This window comes from Maribacter flavus (assembly GCF_008386635.1).
Lineage (GTDB): Bacteria > Bacteroidota > Bacteroidia > Flavobacteriales > Flavobacteriaceae > Maribacter > Maribacter flavus.
The window spans coordinates 1,461,995-1,486,804 of the sequence record NZ_VUOE01000001.1 but is presented as its reverse complement, the minus strand read 5'-3'; the positions used below and the strand labels follow the sequence as shown (position 1 = coordinate 1,486,804).

General features: G+C 37.3%; 22 protein-coding genes. 20 read left to right on the top strand and 2 right to left on the bottom strand.

From position 1 onward, the window contains the following. Positions 1 to 154 precede the first annotated feature (154 nt). Positions 155 to 340: a twin-arginine translocase TatA/TatE family subunit gene (gene tatA / locus F0361_RS06540; RefSeq protein WP_138256644.1), complete on the bottom strand. Its 186-nt coding sequence runs from the start codon at positions 338 to 340 to the stop codon at positions 155 to 157. Positions 341 to 528: 188 nt separating this feature from the next. On the opposite strand from tatA, the gene F0361_RS06535 reads away from it, so the two are divergent. The 12 genes from F0361_RS06535 (at position 529) to F0361_RS06480 (ending at position 12,282) form a co-directional block, all read left to right on the top strand. After that, entirely contained in the window at positions 529 to 1,398 is an 870-nt protein-coding gene (locus F0361_RS06535) for a M23 family metallopeptidase (RefSeq protein WP_154917721.1), read from the top strand. Positions 1,399 to 1,403: 5 nt separating this feature from the next. Beyond that, entirely contained in the window at positions 1,404 to 2,900 is a 1,497-nt protein-coding gene (locus F0361_RS06530) for a GH3 auxin-responsive promoter family protein (RefSeq protein ID WP_154917720.1), read from the top strand. 54 nt (positions 2,901 to 2,954) lie between these two features. Next, positions 2,955 to 4,634, top strand: coding sequence for a DUF6909 family protein (locus tag F0361_RS06525; RefSeq protein WP_154917719.1), 1,680 nt, complete (start codon positions 2,955 to 2,957; stop codon positions 4,632 to 4,634). A 19-nt stretch (positions 4,635 to 4,653) separates the two neighbouring features. Further along, entirely contained in the window at positions 4,654 to 5,634 is a 981-nt protein-coding gene (locus F0361_RS06520; protein ID WP_246160820.1) for a hypothetical protein, read from the top strand. A 1-nt stretch (position 5,635) separates the two neighbouring features. Further along, entirely contained in the window at positions 5,636 to 6,706 is a 1,071-nt protein-coding gene (gene rfbB / locus F0361_RS06515) for a dTDP-glucose 4,6-dehydratase (protein ID WP_154917717.1), read from the top strand. A gap of 9 nt (positions 6,707 to 6,715) precedes the next feature. Continuing rightward, a complete protein-coding gene (gene rfbA, locus F0361_RS06510) occupies positions 6,716 to 7,576 on the top strand; it encodes a glucose-1-phosphate thymidylyltransferase RfbA (protein ID WP_154917716.1) in 861 nt (286 codons plus the stop codon). 324 nt (positions 7,577 to 7,900) lie between these two features. Continuing rightward, positions 7,901 to 8,569: an acylneuraminate cytidylyltransferase family protein gene (locus F0361_RS06505; RefSeq protein WP_138256637.1), complete on the top strand. Its 669-nt coding sequence runs from the start codon at positions 7,901 to 7,903 to the stop codon at positions 8,567 to 8,569. Beyond that, the gene (locus tag F0361_RS06500) at positions 8,566 to 9,033 is read left to right on the top strand and encodes a YhcH/YjgK/YiaL family protein (RefSeq protein WP_154917715.1); all 468 of its coding nucleotides are present in this window, start codon (positions 8,566 to 8,568) and stop codon (positions 9,031 to 9,033) included. The genes F0361_RS06505 and F0361_RS06500 overlap by 4 nt, the downstream gene beginning before the upstream one ends. Beyond that, positions 9,011 to 9,796 (top strand): HpcH/HpaI aldolase family protein, encoded by a 786-nt coding sequence (locus F0361_RS06495; RefSeq protein WP_138256635.1) that lies wholly within the window; start codon positions 9,011 to 9,013, stop codon positions 9,794 to 9,796. Before F0361_RS06500 ends, F0361_RS06495 begins: the two co-directional genes overlap by 23 nt. Before the next feature lies 1 nt (position 9,797). Further along, positions 9,798 to 10,673, top strand: a complete 876-nt coding sequence (locus F0361_RS06490) for an NAD-dependent epimerase/dehydratase family protein (protein WP_154917714.1) — start codon at positions 9,798 to 9,800, stop codon at positions 10,671 to 10,673. Between the two features lie 5 nt (positions 10,674 to 10,678). Further along, on the top strand, positions 10,679 to 11,335 hold the full coding sequence (locus tag F0361_RS06485; RefSeq protein WP_154917713.1) for an HAD family hydrolase: 657 nt from the start codon (positions 10,679 to 10,681) through the stop codon (positions 11,333 to 11,335). Positions 11,336 to 11,337: 2 nt separating this feature from the next. After that, positions 11,338 to 12,282, top strand: a complete 945-nt coding sequence (locus tag F0361_RS06480) for an NAD(P)-dependent oxidoreductase (RefSeq protein WP_154917712.1) — start codon at positions 11,338 to 11,340, stop codon at positions 12,280 to 12,282. Here F0361_RS06480 and F0361_RS06475 read toward each other — a convergent pair. Continuing rightward, the gene (locus F0361_RS06475) at positions 12,279 to 14,030 is read right to left on the bottom strand and encodes a glycosyl hydrolase family 28-related protein (protein WP_154917711.1); all 1,752 of its coding nucleotides are present in this window, start codon (positions 14,028 to 14,030) and stop codon (positions 12,279 to 12,281) included. The genes F0361_RS06480 and F0361_RS06475 overlap by 4 nt on opposite strands. 166 nt (positions 14,031 to 14,196) lie before the next feature. On the opposite strand from F0361_RS06475, the gene F0361_RS06470 reads away from it, so the two are divergent. The 8 genes from F0361_RS06470 to F0361_RS06435 all read left to right on the top strand — a co-directional run bounded on the left by F0361_RS06470 (position 14,197) and on the right by F0361_RS06435 (position 24,807). Beyond that, on the top strand, positions 14,197 to 16,548 hold the full coding sequence (locus tag F0361_RS06470; protein ID WP_154917710.1) for an acyltransferase family protein: 2,352 nt from the start codon (positions 14,197 to 14,199) through the stop codon (positions 16,546 to 16,548). A 29-nt stretch (positions 16,549 to 16,577) separates the two neighbouring features. Then, complete coding sequence (locus tag F0361_RS06465; protein ID WP_154917709.1) at positions 16,578 to 17,900, top strand: MATE family efflux transporter; 1,323 nt, start codon at positions 16,578 to 16,580, stop codon at positions 17,898 to 17,900. Beyond that, on the top strand, positions 17,897 to 19,036 hold the full coding sequence (locus F0361_RS06460; protein ID WP_138256628.1) for a hypothetical protein: 1,140 nt from the start codon (positions 17,897 to 17,899) through the stop codon (positions 19,034 to 19,036). Before F0361_RS06465 ends, F0361_RS06460 begins: the two co-directional genes overlap by 4 nt. Positions 19,037 to 19,041: 5 nt before the next feature. Next, complete coding sequence (locus F0361_RS06455; RefSeq protein WP_154917708.1) at positions 19,042 to 20,124, top strand: EpsG family protein; 1,083 nt, start codon at positions 19,042 to 19,044, stop codon at positions 20,122 to 20,124. A 77-nt stretch (positions 20,125 to 20,201) separates the two neighbouring features. Next, positions 20,202 to 20,993 carry a hypothetical protein gene (locus F0361_RS06450; protein ID WP_161598214.1) on the top strand — a complete coding sequence of 264 codons (792 nt, stop codon included), beginning with the start codon at positions 20,202 to 20,204 and terminating at the stop codon, positions 20,991 to 20,993. Between the two features lie 28 nt (positions 20,994 to 21,021). Then, positions 21,022 to 22,323: an O-antigen ligase family protein gene (locus F0361_RS06445; RefSeq protein WP_154917706.1), complete on the top strand. Its 1,302-nt coding sequence runs from the start codon at positions 21,022 to 21,024 to the stop codon at positions 22,321 to 22,323. A gap of 210 nt (positions 22,324 to 22,533) precedes the next feature. Beyond that, positions 22,534 to 23,820: a sugar transferase gene (locus tag F0361_RS06440; RefSeq protein ID WP_246160819.1), complete on the top strand. Its 1,287-nt coding sequence runs from the start codon at positions 22,534 to 22,536 to the stop codon at positions 23,818 to 23,820. A 9-nt stretch (positions 23,821 to 23,829) separates the two neighbouring features. Beyond that, the gene (locus F0361_RS06435; RefSeq protein WP_154917704.1) at positions 23,830 to 24,807 is read left to right on the top strand and encodes a UDP-glucuronic acid decarboxylase family protein; all 978 of its coding nucleotides are present in this window, start codon (positions 23,830 to 23,832) and stop codon (positions 24,805 to 24,807) included. The last annotated feature ends 3 nt before the right edge of the window (positions 24,808 to 24,810 follow it).

Genomic DNA, 24,810 nt, shown 5'->3' with positions numbered 1-24,810 from the left:
TTTTGTTGTGAAAGGGGTGTTTTTTGTCGTGTAGCCTAAATAAATGCGTGGGTCCAAAGAAGTTTCAACAACATATTTAATGATTAAAGATCCAACAAAAAAAGGGCGTTAACCGCAATTGGATAACGCCCTTTCAGTGTATTCGAATGTATGTTTATTCCTTTTTTTCTTTTTCAGGGGACTCGTCCTCTTTGGAAGCATCCTTAAATTCCTTGATTCCGCTGCCAAGGCCACGCATGAGCTCGGGAATTTTTTTACCACCGAAAAGCAAAAGAACTACCAAAACAACTATTGCTATCTGCCATGGGCCTATTGCCAAGAATATATTCGCTACTGTCATAATACAAAGTCTTTAATGGATAACAAATGTAGTAAAAACTAGTTTACCTAACTAGAATATTAACGTTAAGCAATGAAAGGTTGAAATCAGTATCAAATAATCTTACGGAAATTGCATAGCGACTTTAGGCGTTGCTTATTTTTAGGTTTAACGTACTAGTTTACATTTCTAAGTTTATCTTTGTTCAGATGGCCAAAAAAGTAAAAAGAAGAAAGGAAATAAAGCGCAAGCTGCTCCACAAGTACCGTTTGGTAATACTGAACGAAAGTACTTTTGAGGAAAAAATATCTTTCAAGTTGAGCCGATTGAACGTTTTTGTAACGGCATCACTCTTCATGATTGCCCTTATTGGCCTTACCATCCTCCTCATTGCATTTACCCCTTTAAGGGAATATATACCAGGATACTCCTCCACCGCCCTAAAAAGACAGGCCACAGAGCTTACCTATAAGACTGACTCCCTTGTAAGAACCCTTAATTATACCAATAGGTATTTAGATAATATCCGTATGGTTTTGAAGGGCGATATTGAGAACAATGAAATCAACAGGGATTCCTTGTTCGAACAATTTAAGCTGGACCCCGCATCCGTTGACCTATCGCCCATTAAGGAGGATTCCCTTTTAAGGGCTGAAGTTGCCCTTGAAGACAAATACAATCTATTTGAACGGGACACCAATAGGAAAAATCTAGTCCTTTTTCCTCCTGTTACAGGAACCGTCTCCATGGGATATGATTTGGAAAGTAAGCATTACGCCGTGGATATTGTCGCACCCATTGATACCCCTGTAAAGGCCGTGGCCAATGGCACCGTTATATTTTCGGAATGGACGGCGGATACGGGTTATGTTATAATCCTGGAACACCAGGATGGTCTTTTGAGCGTTTATAAGCACAATGGATCGCTGGCTAAATTCCAAGGAACGGTAGTGCGCGGAGGTGAGGTAATCGCATCTGTTGGGAATACGGGTGAATTGACCACGGGTCCACATTTGCATTTTGAGCTTTGGGATGACGGAAATCCTGTTGACCCACAGAATTTTTTAGACTTCAATTAGTTATCATGTCCTTAAAAGCCTTTGCCGCCAAGATTTTCGCCAAAAGAATTGTGGCCAAGACCCAAAAATGGGTTCAAAATCCGCACAAAACCCAGCAAAGGGTCTTTAAGGAGTTGGTGGCCAAAGGGTCCGGTACAAAATTTGGGGAGGACCATGATTTTAATGGTATCCAGACGCATCAGGACTTTGTTGAAAGGGTGCCCGTTAGGGACTATGAAGAACTAAAATCCTATGTGCATAGGGTGGTGGATGGAGAGCCGGACATTTTATGGCCAGGGAAACCCATTTATTTCGCGAAGACTTCGGGAACCACTTCTGGCGCTAAATACATCCCCATCACCAAAGAATCCATAAAGCACCAAGTAGAAGCATCCAGAAATGCCATTCTCAGTTATATCCATGAAACTGGCAGGGCCGATTTTGTAGACGGAAAAATGATTTTCTTACAGGGAAGTCCGGAGCTTACCGAAAAGAACGGCATCAAATTGGGCAGGCTTTCCGGGATTTCCGCACATTATGTCCCCAATTATCTTCAGAAAAACCGATTACCAAGCTGGGAGACTAACTGCATCGAGGATTGGGAGACCAAAGTAAATACCATAGTTGAAGAAACAAAGGACGAGGATATGACCGTAATTGCGGGTATTCCTTCCTGGGTACAAATGTATTTTGAGAAGTTGAAGGAAAAAACCAATCGGAATATTGGAGATCTGTTTCCCAATTTTGAGCTTTTCATTTATGGCGGGGTCAATTACGAACCCTACAGAAAAAAGTTTGAGGAGCTCATTGGCAGGAAGGTGGCCAGTATAGAATTGTTTCCTGCCAGTGAAGGTTTTTTTGCCTATCAGGACTCCCAAATGGAAAAGGGCATGTTGTTGCTCCTGAATTCCGGGATATTATATGAGTTCATCAGGATTGATGATTTTCATAAAGAGGAGGGCCAACGATTGACCATAGAACAAGTTGAAAAAGATGTGGATTATGTAATGATTATATCCACCAATGCAGGGCTTTGGGCATACAACCTTGGAGATACCGTTCGGTTTGTTTCATTGGAGCCCTACAAGGTCGTTGTTTCCGGAAGGGTCAAGCATTTTATTTCGGCCTTTGGGGAACATGTTATCGCAAAGGAAGTTGAGGAAGCGATGCAAACGGCAATGAATGCTACGGATGCCAAAATGAACGAGTTCACGGTTGCTCCCCAAATTACTCCGGAGAACGAAGAGCTGCCCTATCATGAATGGTTCGTGGAATTCGAAAAGGAACCTTCGGACATGAATACCTTCAAGAGAATTCTGGACGAATCCTTACAGCAACAGAACAGCTATTACTTTGATTTGATAGAAGGTAAGGTCTTACAACCCCTTAAAATTACTCGTATACGACATAACGGATTCAAGGAATACATGAAATCCATGGGGAAACTAGGAGGTCAGAACAAGGTACAACGTTTGGCGAACGACCGAAGCGTAGCCGATAAATTGAAAGAATTCATGGCCTAAAAATACGGCGATATCAATACCAAATAATAATTGTAGTTTTGCGGGAAATCTCTTATGAGCAGAACAGTCACAACAACCAGGGCGCAGGAATCCACCAATGCCATAGAGCGCATGTACATCACTATGCGCCATCTTTTTAACAGGGGCTTTTATAAACCAACGGGTATTTCGGGCGAAGCCTTAAAAAATGCTCTTCTGCTCCTACGACCAGAAATTTATGGCTCCTTAGGGGAGGAAAAGGCGGAACTCAACGGACTTCTGTACGTTCTGGAAAGACTTCCCGAAGGAATTGAACAATGTAGGTTCATAAATCTCACCTCGGACGAAGGTTATGGTATATCCCACATAGACCCAATAATCCCCCCAAAAAGAAGGCGAAACTGCTACCGAATAGACGATGAGCAGATGAATATTGAGATTACCCGGGGCAGATCGGATATCTACGACATTCTTACCCATTTAACTTTTTTGTTCATTGAGTCCGAAAAAATATGCAAGAAGGTCCTGATACCGGAATCCAATAAGACCATCAGGGATTGGTCAAAACTGGAAGCTTTTCTTAAAAAGGAAACGTTGGAACAATCTGAAAAGGAGATTGCCCTGATACATACCGCCAATATTTTGGGAAGGTCCTTTGGAGAAGTATTGCATGTTTACAATAAACTGACAACAGAAACCGACCCAGAACGATTTTTGCGCATTGTATATTGGTTGGGAAAATTGGCCATAGAGGAGGAAATTACGGGAGAGAAGCGTTCCATAACCTTTAGCGCCCTACTGAGGGAGCGATTGGGACACCACATCCACGGTGAACGATGGGCCAACCACATTAAAGGGATCCTGGAAGAACATGGTCTCTTGGAAAGGCCGATACATATTATTTCCGCCAACATGCATAGTGTCATGAACTCCTTCTTCGCGACCAACGCCCTTAAAGAGGAGTTTCCCAATACTAGCAAACTGGAAATTTTTGAAGCCTTGAGCGCTTCGGGCAACGAGGTCCTACGCTTGAAGGTACGTGAATTTGCAGAGGCCAATGGCATGATATCCATTGCGGATTCCTCTGGTACCAATATTGACGTCCAAATATTTGATACGGGAATGTTCAATAAGAACGTCTGCTGCTATAATTTTCCAAGTACAGGTGAAGAAGAAAAACCTGTTATATTTGTGATGGACTATGCCTTTGGAGAACAGGCTTTTGAAACCATAGATGAGTTTCTTAAACCTTATGAAATGGATGAGAAGGAAGTTTTTTTGAATGTGGTTTCCGTCTCCATCATGGGTAAGGCCGGGATTTTGGAAGGGGGCAAGGGCGATATCATGATACCTTCTGCACATATTTTTGAAGGAACGGCTGACAATTATCCATTTAATAATGAATTGTGTAGCGAGGATTTTAAAGGAAACGGTCTGAAGGTATATGAAGGGGCCATGGTAACCGTTTTAGGGACTTCGCTCCAGAACAAGGACATCCTGAAGTTTTTTCATGAGTCCACTTGGAACGTTATAGGATTGGAAATGGAAGGAGTACATTATCAAAAAGCAATACAATCGGCCTCGAAAATTAGAAAGAGCATACGGGAAGATGTAAAGGTGCGCTATGCCTATTATGCTTCGGACAATCCTTTGGAGACAGGAAGTACTTTGGCTTCGGGTGGATTGGGAACGACCGGTGTAAAGCCTACCTATTTGATTACAGATCGTATTTTAAAGCAAATATTCAACACATAACATGGCGGAAAATCAATCAATGAAAAATCAGAACAGTTCCGATGAAATCGACTTGGGACAGTTATTCCAGCTTATAGGAAAAGGGTTTGATTCTTTATTTAAATTTATTCTACGGGTATTTGTCTATTTAAAAAGAAATATTTTTATACTGATTGGTTTAGCTGCTATAGGTTTTGCGGTTGGATATGGACTGAACCAAATAGTAACCAAAAGGCAGAAAACCGATGTTATCGTAAAACCACAGTTGGAAAGTAAAAATTATCTATATGATGTCATTGATGAAATACAAGCAAATATAGATGCAAAGGATAGCAGTTTTTTTGAGTCAATAGGAATCGAAGAAGTTGATTTTGCAGGATTGGAGATTACCGTGAATAGGGTTATTGAAGAGGGCACTTCTGATAGGGACATGCAATATCTTGAACTATTGCAAAGTTTTGAAAATACCGACGCCATTGCCGATATCGTTAGGGCAGAACTGGAAAATAAAAGTTCATTTAACCATCGAATAACCTTTTATTACAAAAACAAAGAGTTAGGGATTCAATTTGCAAAAAAAGTGATGGAATATATTAATTCCAGCACATATTTTGATGAGGTTCTTATGATATCCAGAAATAATGCTAGAGGAAGGATAGAACAGAATGAACTTTTGTTGGACCAGGTTGATAAAATCATTACAAATTATACCAATAACTTGGCGTCAAGGAACAATGCTGTTTCCAGTGAACGCATAATTTTGGACAATCAGGAACAAGTAAATATTGCTGATCTTTTTGAATACAAGAATCTTTTAATAAGGGATATTGAAATCAAAAAGTTGGAATTAGCAGAACAGACGGAACCTATAAGTATTATCAATTTTGGAAAATCCCATGAGGTTCAAAAATCCTTTTTCGGAAAAAATCTTGTCCTCATTCCTTCAATTCTGATCGTTGTCTTCCTTTTTGTTTCATTCTTAGTTTACCTGAACCAGAAATCAAAAACCTTAATTTTATGAAATGCCTATAAGCCATGGACAAAATCACACTGTTTTAATTACGGGGGGGGCAGGTTTTATTGGTTCCCACGTTGTAAGAAAAATGGTTATGGCTTATCCTGGCTACCTGATTGTCAATTTGGATAAGTTAACGTATGCGGGCAATCTTGAAAACCTAAAGGATGTTGAAAACTATCCCAATTATAGATTTATCAAGGGAGATATAGCTGATGGGTACTTTATTAATGACCTTTTCTCAAATTGGAATTTTGACGGGGTTATTCACCTTGCGGCAGAATCTCATGTGGATAGGTCTATAGAAGAACCATTGGAATTTGTAAAAACAAATGTTCTTGGGACCGTAAATCTTTTGAATGCGTCCAAACAGAATTGGAAAAAAAATTATGAAAGAAAACGATTTTATCATATCAGCACTGATGAAGTATACGGATCATTAGGTGATACTGGATTTTTCTCTGAAAAAACCTCATATAAACCTAATTCTCCCTACTCGGCTTCTAAAGCAAGTTCTGATCATTTTGTAAGATCATATGGGGAAACCTATGGGCTGCCATATGTAATTTCAAATTGTTCCAATAATTACGGACCTTACCAATTTCCCGAAAAACTGATACCACTTTTTATTAACAACATTATCCAAAACAAACCTTTGCCAGTCTACGGAAATGGAAAAAACACAAGGGATTGGCTTTTCGTAGAAGACCATGCAAACGCTATTGACCTGGTATACCACAAGGGAATAAATAAAGAATCTTACAACATTGGAGGTTTTAATGAACGGCAAAATATAGATTTGGTAAAATTGCTTTGCAGTTTGATGGACAAAAGACTTTTTAGAAATGAAGGGGAGTCTGAAAAACTAATAACTTTTGTAAAGGATAGGCCGGGGCATGATTTGAGATATGCAATTGATGCAACAAAAATCAATAAAAAATTGGGCTGGAAATCCTCCGTAACATTGGAAGAAGGACTAGAAATGACTATAGATTGGTATTTGGCAAATGATGATTGGCTTAATCATGTAAACTCTGGAGAATACCAAGATTACTACAAAATGCGCTATAAGCAATAGAAAGTTGCAATGAAAGGAATTATTTTAGCAGGTGGTTCAGGTACAAGACTTTATCCTTTGACTTTGTCCGTTAGCAAGCAATTGATGCCTGTGTACAACAAACCCATGATTTATTATCCTCTTTCAACCTTGATTAGTTCTGGTATTAGGGAAATACTGATTATTACGACCCATAAAGATTTACACCTGTTCCAAAACTTGTTGGGTAACGGTTCTAATCTTGGTTGTTCTTTTAAATATGAAGTTCAAGAGAAACCCAATGGAATAGCCGAGGCATTCATATTAGGGGCTGATTTTATAGGGAATGAAAAGGTAGCGCTTATTTTGGGGGACAATATTTTTTATGGCACAGGATTATCAACTCTTCTCAAAGCAAATAACAATCCCGAAGGAGGTATTATTTTCGCGTATCAGGTGGGCGATCCAGAACGATACGGGGTAATCGAATTCGACATAGAAGGAAAAGCTATAAGTATTGAGGAAAAGCCAAACAAACCTAAATCAAATTATGCGGTTCCTGGAATTTATTTTTATGATAATGAGGTTGTTAAAATTGCTAAAAGTGTTACACCAAGCAATAGGGGGGAGTTGGAGATTACAGATATAAATAAGGAATATCTAAAAAAAGGGAGGTTACATGTGATTGTCATGGACCGAGGCACGGCATGGTTGGACACCGGGACCTTTACATCTTTAATGCAGGCTTCACAGTTTGTTCAGGTGATTGAAAATAGACAGGGTTTAAAAATAGGGTGTATCGAGGAGGAAGCTTATAAACAAGGTTTTATTAGTGCGGAACAATTGAAAAAATTAGCAATACCTCTGCTTAAAAGCGGATACGGTCAATATTTAATGAGTTTGATACCATAATGTATTAAAAAAATACTACAAGGTGTATTTTCAATGTTTTCGCAAGATTTTCATGGAATTTGGTAATAAAGCATAGGAATTTAAGTCACCATAGTATCAAAAATAAGTCGTTTAAGTGTTTATAATAGGCAATCCTTGTAATTGATATTTCATTTCTGAAACCCTCAACTATTTTAATTTTCATCATACATAAAACAATATGATTAAGAACTTTATGAATCCCCAAATTTTAATATGGATATTAAAAGGGCCAAGATGTTGATAAGATAAGCCTATGAAATAAAGAATAATAGTATTTTTGAACAAAGCTAATACTAATAAGAAATGAAAGTAGTCGCATTATTGCCAATGAAAGGAAACTCTGAAAGGGTTCCCAACAAAAACCTCAAAAATTTTAGCGGAGCTCCATTATACCACAAAATACTTAATAGCTTATTAGCTTCCAATTATATTGAGCAAGTTGTGATAAATACGGACAGTGAGGATATCAAAAAGGATATTGAATACAATTATTCGAACAAAGTATTGGTGCTGGATAGGCCAGAAGAGCTTATTGGAGATATGGTTTCGATGAACAAGATAATTGAGTATGATATTAATAAGGTAGATGCTGATTATTACCTACAGACACACAGTACCAACCCATTATTAAAGACTGAGACAATTGATGATGCCATCGAGACTATGATGAGAAGGAAAGATGGATTCGATTCTATTTTTTCCGTCACAAGGATACAAACAAGGCTTTATGGTTCTGATGGAACACCATTGAACCACGACCCAGTGGAATTAATTAGAACACAAGATTTGCCGCCTATATATGAAGAAAATTCCAATATGTATATTTTTTCAAAGGAATCTTTTGAAAATGCAGGAGGGAAGCGTATTGGTAAATCCCCTATTATGTTCGAAATTGATAAGATAGAGGCAATTGATATTGATGAACTACATGATTTTATCATGGCAGAAACCTTATATAAAACACTTAGATGATTTTTGGAAACATTGAGGACTGGAGGTATTATTTTGGAAAATCCGAAGTTTTTAATGAGATTTTCCAAGAATTACCAAAAATATCAACAAGTACGGGTAATGGGGAATATAGACTAAATAACCAAATCTATTACAAAGTCATGAGTTATGACACGCATGTGAGCCCATCCGTTATAGAATCGCATAAGAGGGAAGTGGATATTCAGATAATACTAAAGGGCAAGGAGCGTATCAAAGTCTTTGATGAAGATGCCGTTAAAGTAACGGTACCCTATAAGGAGGAAAACGACTGTCAGTTTTATTCCATTGAAAAACAGTCTTTTACTGAGTTTGACTTAGTGCCTGGAAAAATGGCTGTCTTTTTCCCGAAAGACATCCATGCATGCCAATATGCGGTGGAAGATAAGGTTGAAACTATAAAGAAAATCGTATTTAAAGTAGATGAAGAACTTTTTACACACTAAGAGTAATTTAAAGGAAAAACTTAAAAAAAGGCAGGTTTCATTTGGTTCATGGCTTACCATACCACACCCTTCCATAGTGGAAATCATGTCATCTGCGGGTTTTGAATGGCTTACCATAGACATAGAACATTCTGCTATTGACATCTCCACATTACAAAATTTAGTCGCCCATGTCCAGGCTAATAAAATGGAAGCTTTGGTTAGGGTAAGCAAGAATGAGGAGGTTATTATTAAACGGGTTATGGATGCGGGTGCAAATGGGGTAATTGTGCCTATGGTAAAAAATGCTGAAGAGGCAAGACAAGCAGTTTCTTGGGTAAAATACCCACCCTTGGGGTCTCGTGGAGTAGGGCTTTCAAGGGCACAGCATTATGGACTTGCTTTTAATGAATACAATAAGTGGGTACAAGAGGAAGCTGTAGTAATAGCTCAAATAGAACATATTGAGGGTGTTAATAATCTTTCAGAAATTCTAGATGTTGAAGGAATAGATGGGATAATTGTTGGGCCATATGATTTGTCTGCGTCTATGGGTAAACCTGGAATGTTCTACGATGATGACGTCAAAGAGGTCCTTGCCAGAATAGACAAGATAACCTTGGAAAAATCGCGGAGTCTTGGTTTCCATGTTATCGAATCCGATTATAAAAAGGTAATGGATAAAATAAAGATGCAATATAACTTTCTTGCCTTTAGTCTTGATTTCTTTTTTCTTGGCGACAAGGCTAGGGAACAAATGGATTTATTAAGGGATAAATTATAGAATGAAAGAAATTCTTGTTTTTGGCGGGTTTGGGTTTCTTGGTCACTACTTGGTCAAAGAACTTTTAAGGAGACAGTATAGTGTTACGGTCGCGGATATTGCTGAAAATGAAGAATTAATTGATCAGGTTACGCATCATTACTGTGATATTTCAGACCGGAACCAAGTTTCCAGTATTTTTAAAGGGCAGCAATTCGATATTGTTTACAACTTGGCCGGTTTTGCCAATCTAGACAATGCTATAAAGCACCCAATCAAAACAATGAATCTTAATGTACTTGGAAATATGTACATATTGGAGGAGTGTGTTAAACAGAAAGTAGAAAGATTTATTTACGCAAGTAGTGCGTATGCCATGAGCAATAAGGGGTCATTCTATGGAGTTAGTAAATTGGCATCGGAAAAAATAATAGAGGAATACCATAAGAAATACAATTTGCCTTTTGTCATATTACGTTACGGTTCCGTGTATTCGGAGCGGCCGTATGATAATAATTATATATACAATTTGGTCAAAAAGGCAGTTAAGGAAAAACGCATAGACCACCATGGAGACGGTAATGAAATAAGGGAATACATTCATGCAGCTGATGCCGCTAAACTATCAGTGGACGTTATTGAATCCGATTCCTTTTCAAACCTACATGTAATTCTTACTGGAACGGAACGCATGAAGCGTTTGGAACTTTTTCAAATGATCAATGAAATTCTAAATAACCAAGTAGAGGTGAATTGTAGCGACTCTGGTTATCAAAATCACTACAAATTTACTCCGTACTCCTTTGAACCCAGTGTTAGTAAAAAGCTTACTGCCAATCCTCACATTGACATGGGCCAGGGCCTATTGGAATGTATAAGGGCGGTTCACAATGAATAGGGAAAATGGCGCTTAAGAATATTTTTTTTGATTTTGATGGAGTACTTGCAGAGTCAGTTGGTGCCAAAACAGAAGCTTTTAAGGAAATGTATTTGCCGTACGGTGAGGATATTGCCAACATGGTAGTCGATTATCACATACATCATGGTGGTATTTCCAGGTTTGAAAAGTTCAAGTACTGGGAAAAGACTTTTTTCGGAAAAGAACTTAGTGAAGAAGATGTCCATAAAATGGCCCAAAAATTCTCAAGTTTGGTTTTGGAAAAGGTGGTCATGTCCAAACCGGTTCAGGATTCTATTTGGTTTTTGGAGAAATACTACCAAAAATTAAGCTTTTGGGTAATTACAGGCACTCCTTCAAATGAAATCGAAATTATCGCATCAAGAAGGAATATGTTACATTTTTTTGAAGGATTGCATGGGTCTCCAGAAAACAAAAGACATTGGACGGAATATTTAATTAAAAAACACGGGCTAAACAGAGAAGAGACCCTTTTCTTGGGCGATGCAACTACGGATTTGGATGCGGCCCAATTTTCCAAGCTTCACTTTGCTCTAAGGGACAATGAAGAAAACGAAGGTATGTTCAAGGATTATAACGGGCCTCGTTTTAGTAACTTTAGGGAATTGGAACAACTTTTGGTAGATAAAAATTTGTTGTAAGAATGAAAGTACTGCTTACCTCCACATCATTTCAGGATACTCCTGGAAAGCATCAGGAACTATTGAAAGAACAAGGTTATGATTTGGACACCCTGCGTGGACCTATTTCAGAAGGGCAATTGTTGCCCATCATAGGTAATTACGATGCCGTGATATGTGGGGACGATGAGTATACCGAGGCTGTCATTAAAAAAGGGGTGGAGGGAAACCTAAAATATATTTCAAAGTATGGGGTTGGACTTGACCGAATAGATTTGGAAGCGGCAAAGAAATATGGTATTCCGGTTACCAATTGTCCCGGTGTCAATCAGGTTTCCGTATCGGAGCATGTATTGGCACTCCTTTTTACCTTTGAAAAAAATGTGCATTTACAATACAATTCCACCAACACCGGTAGCTGGAAACGTTGGGTTGGTCATGAAATTCAGGGAAAGATCATAGGTATTATAGGTTTGGGAGCCATTGGCAAGGAGCTCTCGAAAAAGGCCAATGCCCTAGGAATGAAAGTCTTGGCGTGCGACCTTTATAAAGACCGAGAGTTTTTGGATCAAAATCCGTACATCTCCTTTGAAAAGGATATCAACGAAATTTATAAAAATGCGGATATCATCAGTCTTCATTTGCCGCATACCCCACAATCGGAACACCTTATTAGCGAAGAAGTCGTTGAGAACAAATTTAAAAGAAAACCGATATTGATCAATACCTCTAGAGGAATGTTGGTAGATTCAAAGGCGATTCTAAAGGGCTTAAAAGAAGGCAAATTGAGAGGATACCTCACTGATGTATTGGCACACGAACCTATGTTGGAAAACGAGATTTTAAAAGGGGCCGAAAATGTAATAATAACTCCTCACGTAGGGTCCAGAACCTTTCAAAGCGTGGAAAGGCAGGGAACGATGGCCGTTGAAAACCTTAAGAAATTAATCAATTTAGGTAAGGATTAGTTTCCTGTTGGAGTATATTTTGATATGATTTGCCATTGCGCCCCGTCATAAAGAAGGGTAACCGTTTCTCCATCCTTCAAATTCAGGACTTTTTTATTTTCAATGTTAGAGGTGCTGGAACTTACTTCCAATAAATTATTAGCGGTACCGGAATTTTTGATGAGCAGTTCTCTCCTAATATCTTCCTCGGAAGGGCTTATTGTAACCAAACGTTTACCATCATTAGTATTTACAATAATATTCCTGGATTTTTTGTCAGTTTTTACATTCGATGAGGTTATGGTTGTAGCAAATTTTATTCCTGAGATTTCCGTAATACCATTAGGAGCTGAAATATGGTCTCCAATTTTTGGATTTGTTGTCATACTGTAGGAACTTCCGTTACCAAAACCTTGAATACTGGGCTTTCCGTTAAATGTTCCAATACCAATTTTCCCCTCTTTAAGGTTGCCAAATATGCCTTGGTAACTTTCCATGTAATGCCTATTGTTGGTTTTTCCACTTTCTGAACCCAATCCTAAAAATTGCCTGCCATAACCTCTACCTTCCCTTAACTTAGGGTCCAGCACCAAGTTGGTGGCCGGATCTTCAACAATGAAATTTTGTTTGACCCCGCTATATTTGGAATTTAAAATCTCCGCATTGATAACATTTTTTCCAACTTTTATACCGGTAAGTATTCTGTCGTTCGCACGAATAAAGCTTTCGTTGAAAATGAAGGTATAGGTGTTTTCAACTTCTACTGCATTTTGATCTTTATGGGCACTATGCCCTCCCGTGATAAAGGGACTGTAGAAGGCGATAATATCATTGTCGAACTTTTCATTTAAGTCACTTGTTATTTTTATTTGTGGCTTGTCCTCATTTCTTCCATTTCCCTCTAAAAAAGTGGAAAAGGAGGTAAAGTTGGTCAAGTCTTCCAAGATAAGCCCTTCGTCATAGCACCCCTGGATGACTCCACCAAAAAATTTCAAACCCGTAGATGAATTTATATCACTATTGGTAAACTTGACGCCCACCTTACAATTCTCGACCTTAAAATTTCTAAAGTCCGTATTTGTGGCATTCCTACCCAGGATTCCAAATTTAGAGGCATTGTATATAAAAAAGGAGTCAAAACTTGGGGTGTAGCAGTTAAGAAGACTTAACCCTATTCCTCCTCCTTCAATAATAATGTTTGAAATACCGCTATTTCGATTGACTTGATTTAAATGTATAGCAGTAGCATCTGGATGAAATTGATTGATGAAAAGATCTTTAATCTTAAGGTCGAATTTTTCATTTTCAGACCCAAAATCCATGAATGTTCCACTTCCTGTAAAGTCTAAATAGGTTTTTCCTACGCCGTCTCCAATAATTTCCACGCCAATCTCAGAAGATATACCCCGCTCAAACCTCCAATGTCCTGCAGGTATGTAGACCTTGCCAACGTAAATGTCCCATTTATCATCCGATCTAAGCTCCGTACTGGTTACGATGGCTGCATCAATGGCAGCTTGTAAAGCTCTGGAGTTATCATCCAATTGCATGGATCCCCCAAAGTCCTCAATATTAAAAATGGCCGGTCTAATAAGGTCTTTATGCTCCTGTGACGTCTTGTTTATTTTTTCATAAGGGATGTTGCTAAGACCAAGGGTCCGTTTTATACTTTCGTACCTAAAAACAACAAATGCCAATAAAAAACCTAAGATTACGGATAATAGGATTATGGGACCATATTTACTAAACTTACCAGACCTTATAGCCATATAAAATTCATTTTAAAAACGGGAAAAGTACGAAAATTAGGATTAAAATAAATAAAGACATCAAAGGAAGCCTGTAAGGTTTTCTCTACCTTTGCTCACAAAATGCTAACCACTTCATATCTAGGGCTACTTTCCATAAAGAACATAAAACTTCAATTAATATTTAATGAATTATAGAAAGGATATTGATGGTCTAAGGGCCATAGCTGTTTTAGTCGTCATTTTTTGTCATCTTGGAATGGGACTTTTTAAGGGGGGATTTTTAGGGGTGGATGTTTTCTTCGTGATTTCTGGCTTTCTAATAACCTATAATATCACTCAAAAGCTCAATGAGAATAAATTTTCGTTTAAAAAGTTCTATTTGAATAGAATAAAAAGGATAGCCCCTGTTCTCATAGTCATTTTGGTTTTATTGACGGTATTCAATCTTTTGGTGTTGCTTCCAGAGCCTCTAATAAACTATTTGGAGTTTTTACCATATGCCTCAATTGGATTAGGAAATTATGCCGCGGCAAATCTTAATTCTGGATATTTTGACGCTGTTTCAGAACGATATCAACTGCTTCATACTTGGTCCCTGGGAGTCGAAGAACAGTTTTATCTTTTCGTTCCCTTATTGTTTTTCTTGTTATGGAAAATTAAAAACCAAAAGTATCGGAATGGGGCAATCGTTTTTATTTACATACTATCCATAGCTGTCAGCGTATATTTCGTGGAATTTACGGAACAAAGCAAAAGCAACTATTATTTACTGCACACCCGATTTTTTGAAATCTTTACAGGTTCAATGCTGGCGGTGTTTTATCACAAGGGGCTGCCGGTCATAAATTCCAAAAAGGGAATAGGACTGCTGTATACCATATCATTAGGTGGAATACTTCTCTTTTCGTACATTTTTGATGGGTTCAGTCTTTGGCCCGGCATGAACGCTTTATGGGTTTCTTTGTTGACCGTTTTAATCATTTTTTTGGGAAAGGAAGAAAATGCTCCTTCCTGGGGAAAGCAACTCTTGGAATATCCTGCGATACGTTTTATAGGCAAAATATCCTACAGCCTTTATCTATGGCATTGGATAATTATTGCCACTTTGGTTGAAATTGGATATGATGTCAATCATTTCAGCCTATTCACTAAGCTTTTTCTCTTATGCGTTATTATGATTCCAATCTCATACCTCAGTTGGAAATATATTGAAAACGTATTTAGATACCGATTGGTTTTTAATTTTCCCACCTCTTTGGTTTCTTGGGTATTGGTGCCTTTACTCCTGGCTTTGGGGTTGTATAAATATCAAGAACTTAAACCGGATAAATTCTACCCCAAATCTGAAATTGATGCCACAACCTATCAATTTAGCTATGTGAATACCCCGCATTTAACAGTTAAAAACAATCCATTGACCAAAGAAATGAGAAAGAAATTCTTAGGGGTAGAATACTTCATAGGCGAATATCAGAATAGGAAAAAGAGAATAAAGAGAGATTTGAGGATTTCTGATGCGGAAGTGTTGATTTTGGCCAATTCTCACTTCCATGCCTTTAAGCAATTCGCAGATCAGCAGTTGAAGGAAAAGAACCTTGTTGCCCATGTGATGCATGAAAGAACAGGTAATGTTTACGGATTTAAGAATGCAAAGGAACGTTATAGGGAACTCCTGAAGGGCAAACGGTTTATTGTTATTTGGGTTAGGCTTGATTTTATAGATTTTAACGGAACTGAAATGAACTGGGACCGATGGATTCTAGATGAAGCAATTAGACAGGGGGTTCAACCTATTTTTTATGTTCCCGGTATTGAAATGGCCTCCGAAAACGAAGCAAGAAAAAACATATATCAAAATATATTGTTTGGAAAATCTGCAAACGACGGTGATAATTTAAATCAGTTATTTGGAGACATACCCACCCTGGAGTACACATCAACTTTATTTGAAGATTATGGGGATTCGGTCAGGTGGGTAGATTTTAAACCGCTTATGTGTTATAACAATACTTGCAAGCTTTGGCTGGATGACACCTTTGCCCTTTTTGACAAGCATCATATAACTAGGCAATTTGGCTATGAGCTAGGCCGTGAATTCAATTTTAAATACGACAATATTTTTGAAGAAGATTGGAAACAACCCCCTCTCATGTTCAATGAAGAGTTATTGGAGTATGATTGGGCCAGGGAAGATGACAATAATGAAATATACCATGAAGATCAGGGTTACACCATAAAAATTGACCTTGCCGATAGGACATATCAAATTAACAAAGCCTATAGCGAACAGGATTCTGAAAGTATGTTTTTTTTCCACGTTTTTCCAGAAGATGTAAACGTGTTATCCGAGAAAAGAAAAAAATATAAGTTCGATAATCTAGATGTAAAGGGGAGTATATTAATCTCATTTATGGAGAAGGACACTTTTTTCTTTGGGAAAAACAAATTGCCGGATTACAAAATCAAAAGCATACATTTGGGTCATTTTAAACCTAAAGGGGATAGGTTTTTTGAGAAGACTTTTGATATTCCCTAAAAAAGACAAATTTTAAAAGGTAGAATCTGATGTCCAATGTTGCCTATTCTTCTAAAAAAGTATTCAAAAAGGCACTCTTCAACATAGGTTTTCAGGTAGTTCCAATTGCTGCGGCATTAATCCTTACTCCCTATTTGATTGAAAACATGGGTAAGGACTTTTGGGCGAAGTATTCTACTGGAATAAGTCTTGTCTTTTTGTCCAATTATTTTTCTTTTGGTATTGGCCCTACATTGAATAGACGGGTTTCCCAGATAATTGGGTTGAAACAAAACTATAGAATACAGGCGGAACTTAGAGAATGCGTGTCCTTTTCATACCTTCTTGGACTTGCCTTTTTCATACTGCTTCAAGCTATTTTGTATGCCTCCTACATTTCTGAAAGCTTTAGTATTTTGAGAACTGACCAGGATTACGTTTTTTATAGTATCGTACTCTGTGTATTTTTTCTGTCCTTTCTTATTATACCCTATAAATCCTTGTTGGAGTCGTTCAGTGATTTTTATTTTTTGGCGATAGCAAGGGCCATCACTGCTGCGATGTTGTTCCTAGTGCCTTTCTTCTACATTTCTTTATTTGATGTTTCTCTTACAGGTATTTCCACCACCTTGCTTTTCATATATGTCATTTTGTATCTACTCTATTTTGTAAGGGCCAAAAGTTATGAAGGCAAACTCTCGTTTAAAATGATATCCCCGGTAAACTGGGAAATGGCCAAAGGTCTATTTAGGTTTGAGCTAGGCTTTCTTAAAGAGACCATCTGGTTCAGTATTTTTTTTGCAACCTCAGCCATAGTCCTGTTTTTTGATCGGTTTTATTACCCCTTATTTTTTGATACCCGTACAATTTCTGACCATGTTACCCTACTGGACCTTTTCAATAGGGTTGCGATAGTAACAGGAACCATTTCCCTGGTTTATTTTTCGGCAATTTCTGTCTGGTATCAAGAAAATAATTTGGGCAGGGTCACAACGAACTTAAAGTTACAGTTAATTGGGGTAGGGTTGTTATTTTTTGTAATTGCCTTGGTTTCATATTTCTTTTTGGATACAATTTTGCTTTGGTGGCTGAAATCTAGTTATTCAAATTTCATTGAATCCAATGGTTTCCGTTTACTTATTGGGACATTACTTGTAAACTATACCATATTGCTGATAAGGCCATTACAGGCAATAGGTGAAATTAAGCAGGTCAGTGTCTGGTTAATGAGCTCAACCCTTTTGTATTTAATAATAGTTTTGTTTTTGGGCGCTTTTTATTTGATAGATTATCATTTCGTGGCATTCATTACCAAGGCTTTGATAGATGTAATTATTCTTGTAACATTGTTGAGGAGAAAAAAGATATTATGAAGGACAAGGCATTTATATATGAAGTCCATTATTCCAATTTCAACAGATATGTTATTCCATTAGCGGAATACCTGGTTCATAATTCCATAGCCAAGGAAGTTATATTGGTATATGATACGTTTACCAAAAGCGAAAAGATTCAAATATCACAGGATTCAAGAATCAGCCTTTCACCAGTTAAAAATGTTTACAGGGAGAATAAGGGTAAGGATAATACCAACACCTTTTTTTTCAACTATAGTTATAGGATAACCGACCTTTATTGGACCTATAAATTCAAGAAAATAGGAGTTTGTACGTATCAGTTGCAACATGGTATGTATGCTGAATTTCTAGAGCGAAGCTTTCTGGGATACTTCTCGGCAATCAACAGAAAAATGACCTATTTGCGATATCTTTTTAGTTTTTTGGTCAAAGGAAGATTTTCCATTTTTCTGTATTTGTTCAATAAGGACTTCACAAAGTCTTTTAAAATCAATGAATATATTGAGAACAATAAGAGAAACAAGATAAGCCCCTTGTTATCAGACCATGTATTTGTGTGGGGCGATTATTGGAAGGAGTGGTTTATTAAGAATCACTATTATGTGGCCCTTGACAGTTTTACCACTGTTGGAAACCCTGATTTCCATACCTTCATAAAAGGAAAAAATCAAACAAAACAACCGGAAAAAATCTGCTATATCGCCCAAACTTTTGTGGAGGACGGGCGTATGGAAAAATCTGTCTATAAGGGAATTATAGACAAACTTTCCAATGCAGTGAAAGACAGATTGATAATAAAGTTGCACCCAAGGTCCGATAGGACTATTTTCGAAACGGTGGTGCGCAATAAAGGTGTTTTAACCTATGATTTTCCCATTACTGGATTTTATGTAGGACACTATTCCTCCTTATTGGCATTGGCCATCAATGAGGACAGCAAAGTATACCTGTTGGAGGTTAATGGAGAAGAAATACCCCATTATTTTAGGAATACCGTGGATCATGTTTTTACCTCTATGGAGGACTTGTCCCGTGCAATTCTTGAAAATAATAAAAGCGAAAGGACTTCAAACATCTCATATTACTTTAAGAATATGGAGGAGCATCCATTTTCCATAATTGGGAACAAGCTGACCGAAAGAGTTAAATAGTTTCTATGGAAATATATAAACCTATAGTATTACAATCTATTTCGTTATTGTGCCTATTGGTTTTTTTGCTTTTTTCTAAGCTTAAGCGCTCAACCTCCTTAAAAGCCATTTCGCTTCTTTTAATTTTACTCTGTGTTTTGGCGATCTTCATAAATAGGGATTACGGAGCAAATATAGATTTGCCTCTTTACATGGATTTTTATAAATATAATGTCGTTTTTGCTGATATTTTTATCTCTAAAACGGCATGGAAGGGAGATTTCCTCTTTTTTGCATTGATGCCCTTATCACATTTGATGGGCTTTTCCAAGGAAGATTACATTACATTTCAGCTCGTATTGAGCATAGGACTTACGTTTTTGGCCTATTTTTATTTTTTTAAGGATACCAGGGCTATGATGTTTTTGGCACTCTTCTTTATGCTGAATAGTTCCTCCTTTTACTTGATTCAGGGAAATGTAATTAGACAGGGATTATCTTCTTCCCTGCTTCTTTTAAGTCTTTGCGTGCTGCCCGGTATTCGAACAAACCTTTTTAAGATTATGGCATTTTTTAGCCATAAAGGAAGTGTGTTTTCTTTTCTGACAGGTTTTTTGAATTTTAAAACTAATATTAGGGCAGTTATTTTGATTATTGGGGTGTTGGCTGGCTATTTTTCCATTTTTGTTCATCTCTTGAAGTTGTTTCCCTTGCCACAATTTGTAATTACAAAACTGGAGTTTTATTCCACTTTTGAAAGGGCCTCTTCAAATTCTATTATAAAACTTGGCCTTTTAATACTTTTTAATATTTTATTTTTATTCTTACGGAATAGGAAAGGGAATTATGAAAAAGCATATACACTTTTTTTTTCCTTTTCATTGGCCGCATTATTGCTCTTTCGGTTTGACGGGATGTTCTCAAGGTTAATCCTGTATACTGACATTTTTGTGCCGATATTAACGGTTGGGGTAATCCAAAGATTCAGTTCCAAAAAAAATAGAGCCATAGCGACAGTAATTTGTGTTGTATTAAGTCTGGCGTACTCCGTTTATGTATTCAACCACGAATCTATTCTCTTTAATATAGGTAAATACTTTTCGGTGTAAATAAGATGAGAATAAAGATTTCACAAATAGTATTTCTTGTATTGGTATTTGGACTCTTCATTGGTTGCCAACGGAGGATGGATTCAAAAAATAAATTCATAAACGATTTCTTAATCGAAAACGGGAAACAACTATATAAGAGCGAAATGAAGAGAACCAAGTTGGACTATTTACCATCATCTCAACAACTGGTTTATAGTTTTTGGAAAAAAGAGGTTTTTGAGGATAATGGCGAGTTATTTCTTCATCTATACCCAAAGGACTCGCTAGCTCTGCCAGAGAGCAGATATAAATATGGTTTTTTGAATATCGCCATAGGGGAAGGCGATATTCAAAATGTGGATTCGGCTTATTTCTATATTTTAAAAGACCTTTCCGTATATGGCAAAATTAATAGGGTGGTAACGGGCCAATATATTGGAAATAAAAGAACGTGGGAGGCAGATGAAATAATCAATTTAAATAGTTCGAACAATAGTTTAGAACTGAATGGAATAAAAAGCCCAAAGGTTGAAAATTCAGGTTCTGGATTCATGGAAAGATTATTAATCGAAAACTCCTTTATTCGGCATGTGGACAGCGAGACAAAAGTAAATTGTTACATAAGCTCCAACAAAAACATACTCTATTTGAGTAACTTGAATCCTAGTTTTTTAGAAGGTAATTTTGAATTTAGGTTCTATAGGTTCGATAGGGCTGTTGAAAACATAGTGGACAAGAAAAGTGTAAGCAAAATCAGAACATATTGTCCTGAAAAAATGCCATGCTTTGCTTCCTTAACACTTCCAAAAAACATAGACAGAATAAGTTTTGTCAGTTTGGAAAATATTGAAAGCAAGGCACTATTCAGTATGGTTTTAGAACAATAAAACATTTAAATCACCACAAAGTTTTTAAATGGTCAACGATCTGGGTCATATTAAGAAAATAGATATACATAGTTTTGCTATAGGACTTTGTATAGGCATACTGCCTTGGAGCGAAAAATGGAATACTGTATCCATTATTCTCTTAGCCTTACTGTTGTTTTTCAATCATTTTTGGTCAAAGAAAAAAGTCAACTTTAATATCAGGAAATTTTTAGCGGCAAGTGCACTTTTCTGGATTTCTTTGATCTGGCTACTTAATACCGATGATAATATTACCGGATGGAAGTATATGGAACGGATATCCTCATCCTTGGTTTTTCCAGTGGTTTTTTCATTGACCCTAGCGGGATTAAAAATTGGACTTCGTAGAGTATTGTTCATCTTTATGGGGTCATGTATGTTACGATACTTATTTTTCTTGGCCCAATTTATAGATTGGGAATTGGTTTATATATTGGATTATTGGAAAGAAGTCCTTATTCAGTTCAACCAAATTGCTTTGACCGAAGCACTTCATCCTTCATATTTCACCTTGTATTTGGGTTTTTGCGTGCTTGCCTCCTTTTATTTCCTAAGCAAGGCACCAAGTTTCAAAAGGCGCACAGGGTGGTTCATTCTTCTATTGATTTATTTTTTGATGGTTGTGTCATTAGGGGCCAAAATGCCTTTAGTGGCCTGTGTTTTCGCAATTTTGACCGGAGTATTGTACAATTTGTATCGAATTAAAAGCGGGCGGATCAAGTATGTGGCACTGGTGTTCTCAAGCTTATTGATAGTGGCTCTCTTTCTGCTAAAAGTGCCCAATGGCATCCTACAGGATGTGGACAACTATTACAGGTTCTACAAAGGAGAAGAAATGGACAGGACATTGGATTATGAACAATATGGCACAAGCTACTCCTTTGAGACTTGGTCCAAGACCAATAGAATATATATTTGGAAGTCTTCAGCAGAGTTATTCAAAAACAAATTTTTGTTTGGGGTGGGGACCGGGGATATTCAGAATGAACTGAACAATCAATATTTGATGGACGGACAGGAGTATTTGGCAAAACGAAATACCAATACACATAATCAGTTTTTAGATTTTTTGATCAAGTTTGGAATTTTGGGTTTTTTGGGGGTTATAATTTTCTTATGGTATTTTATAAAATATGCTTTGTCAGGTACGGACGGTTTTTACCTTATGTTTCTCGTTTTTGTTTTATTGTGTATGCTCACGGAAAACATTCTTAATAGGCAACTTGGAATCGTTTTTTTCTTTTTCTTCAACAGTCTTTTTTTGTTCAGGAAGGAAAATCCTGTATGCATTTCCAATCCAAAAAACTGAAGTGGCTTTTTGGGATTTTAATATACTTGGATTACCTGTTTGGAAACCATTTAAAAGTTCTAAAAATAGGCTTAACTTTGAGCAGGTTACCAAATAGGGGGGACAAAGACTAGAAAGTAAGGTACAACCATGCCAAAGCCACTTATATTTAATACCAAGGAAAGGAAAACTATCCTTGTTTTAGGGGATTTTTTTATCATTGGTTCGGCATTGAACGTTTTCATAAACGATGCCCTTGATATCAAGGTGGAAAATATTTTTTTCAGGATAATTTTTTATGTTTCGGGCACTCTGTTTTTCTTTTTGTTGTCCTATGTGTTAAACTTCTATAATCTTGAACGGCCCTTCAAGACAAGATTGATTCTATCCCAATCTTTTTTCATAGTAGGCTCTTTTGTCTTAACAATATTTATAGGGACCGTTCTTTTTTTTGATGCGAGCTTTTGGAGGATTCCCTTGATAATATTTCTATTCCTCACCCCTTTGGAAATATTTTTGTGGAGGTATTTCTTCGGGAATTTATTCAAGGTAATTCCCGCTATTAGGAATGTCATGTACGTATTTGATAAAGAAATCGATGATGACCATCAGAAATACATTGATCAGATAGATGGTGACGGAATGGAAAGCTATTATAAAACCAGGCTTACCTATTCCATAGACAACGTAACTATTTTAGAAAGAAAGAAGTTTATGGATGCCATGGACAAGATAGACTCTTTTATTCTTAATATTCCTAGCTATGATCAGCTATCACCGAGGTTTGAAAAAATGTTGATTGAGGCTATATTAAAAGGCAAGGAAGTGCTATCATTTACAACCTTTTATGAGAATATTTACGAAGCGCTACCCTTAAAATCTCATAATGATAGCTTTTATGAGTTACTTCAATTGAAAAACGGTAAGATAAGATACCTTGAAGCCCTGTTCACCTTTATAGTGAATTGGCTATTTATACTCGTAGTAGGAGCAATTTTCATATTCTTTCTTCCTATTGTATTTGTACTTAATCTCTTTTTTAATCGGGGACCTTTATTCTACACACAAAAGAGAGTAGGCCAATACGGAAAGGAATTCAGTATATTCAAGTTTCGGTCTATGGTGGTAGATGCCGAATCTACCGGTGCTAAGATGGCTGCCAAAAATGATGCAAGAATTACTCCTTTCGGAAAGATTTTAAGAATGTTCAGGATAGACGAATTACCACAACTAATTTCTATTATAAAGGGTGACATGCAATTAATAGGCCCTAGGCCTGAGCGTAAAATTTTTGTTGATAAACTCAATGAGATTACGCCATTTTATAGTGCTAGGCACCTCATAAAGCCTGGTATTACTGGTTGGGCCCAAGTAAAATACAAGTATGGAGAAAATTTGGAAGATTCAATAAGAAAACTAGAATACGACATGTATTATATTAAAAACAAGTCAATAACTCTGGACATCAGGATAATTTTTAAAACGATCACTACAGTATTGTTTTCAAGAGGTATTTAATAGCTTTCAATGAATAAAATCCTAATAACGGGCGCGGCCGGATTTCTTGGTTCACATTTATGTGACAGATTTATTAATGAAGGTTTTCATGTAATTGGCATGGATAACCTCATTACGGGAGATCTGGATAATATAAAGCACTTATTCCCATTGGAGAATTTTGAGTTTCATCATCATGATGTGACCAAGTTTGTGCATGTTTCGGGCAAATTGGATTATATTTTGCATTTTGCCTCTCCTGCCAGTCCTATCGACTATCTTAAAATCCCAATCAAAACCTTAAAGGTAGGTTCCTTGGGTACGCTGAACCTATTGGGCCTTGCCAAGGAGAAAGGGGCAAGGATATTGGTGGCTTCCACTTCTGAGGTGTACGGAGATCCACTGGTACATCCTCAAACCGAGGAATACAACGGCAATGTGAGTCCGGTAGGCCCTAGGGGAGTTTACGATGAGGCCAAGCGCTTCATGGAGTCCATTACCATGGCTTACCACAGACACCACGGATTGGAAACAAGGATTGTCCGTATTTTTAATACCTACGGTTCCAGAATGCGGTTGAATGATGGTAGGGTGGTACCGGCATTTATGGGTCAGGCCTTGCGAGGGGAAGATTTGACCGTATTTGGTGATGGTTCGCAAACTCGGTCCTTCTGTTATATCGATGATCAGGTTGAAGGAATATACCGATTGTTATTCAGCGATTATCCGGATCCTGTCAATATTGGAAATCCGCATGAAACTACGATTAAAGAGTTTGCAGAGGAGATAATTGCCCTGACCGGGACAAATCAGAAAATTGTTTATAAACCGCTTCCCAAGGACGATCCCACCCAACGCCAACCGGATATCACAAAAGCAAAAGAGATTTTGGGCTGGGAGCCTAAGGTAAGTCGGTCTGAAGGCCTAAAAATCGTATACGATTATTTCAAATCTCTTTCTCCTGAGGAGTTGCAGAAAAAGGAACATCGGGATTTTTCTTCCAAATAGTTT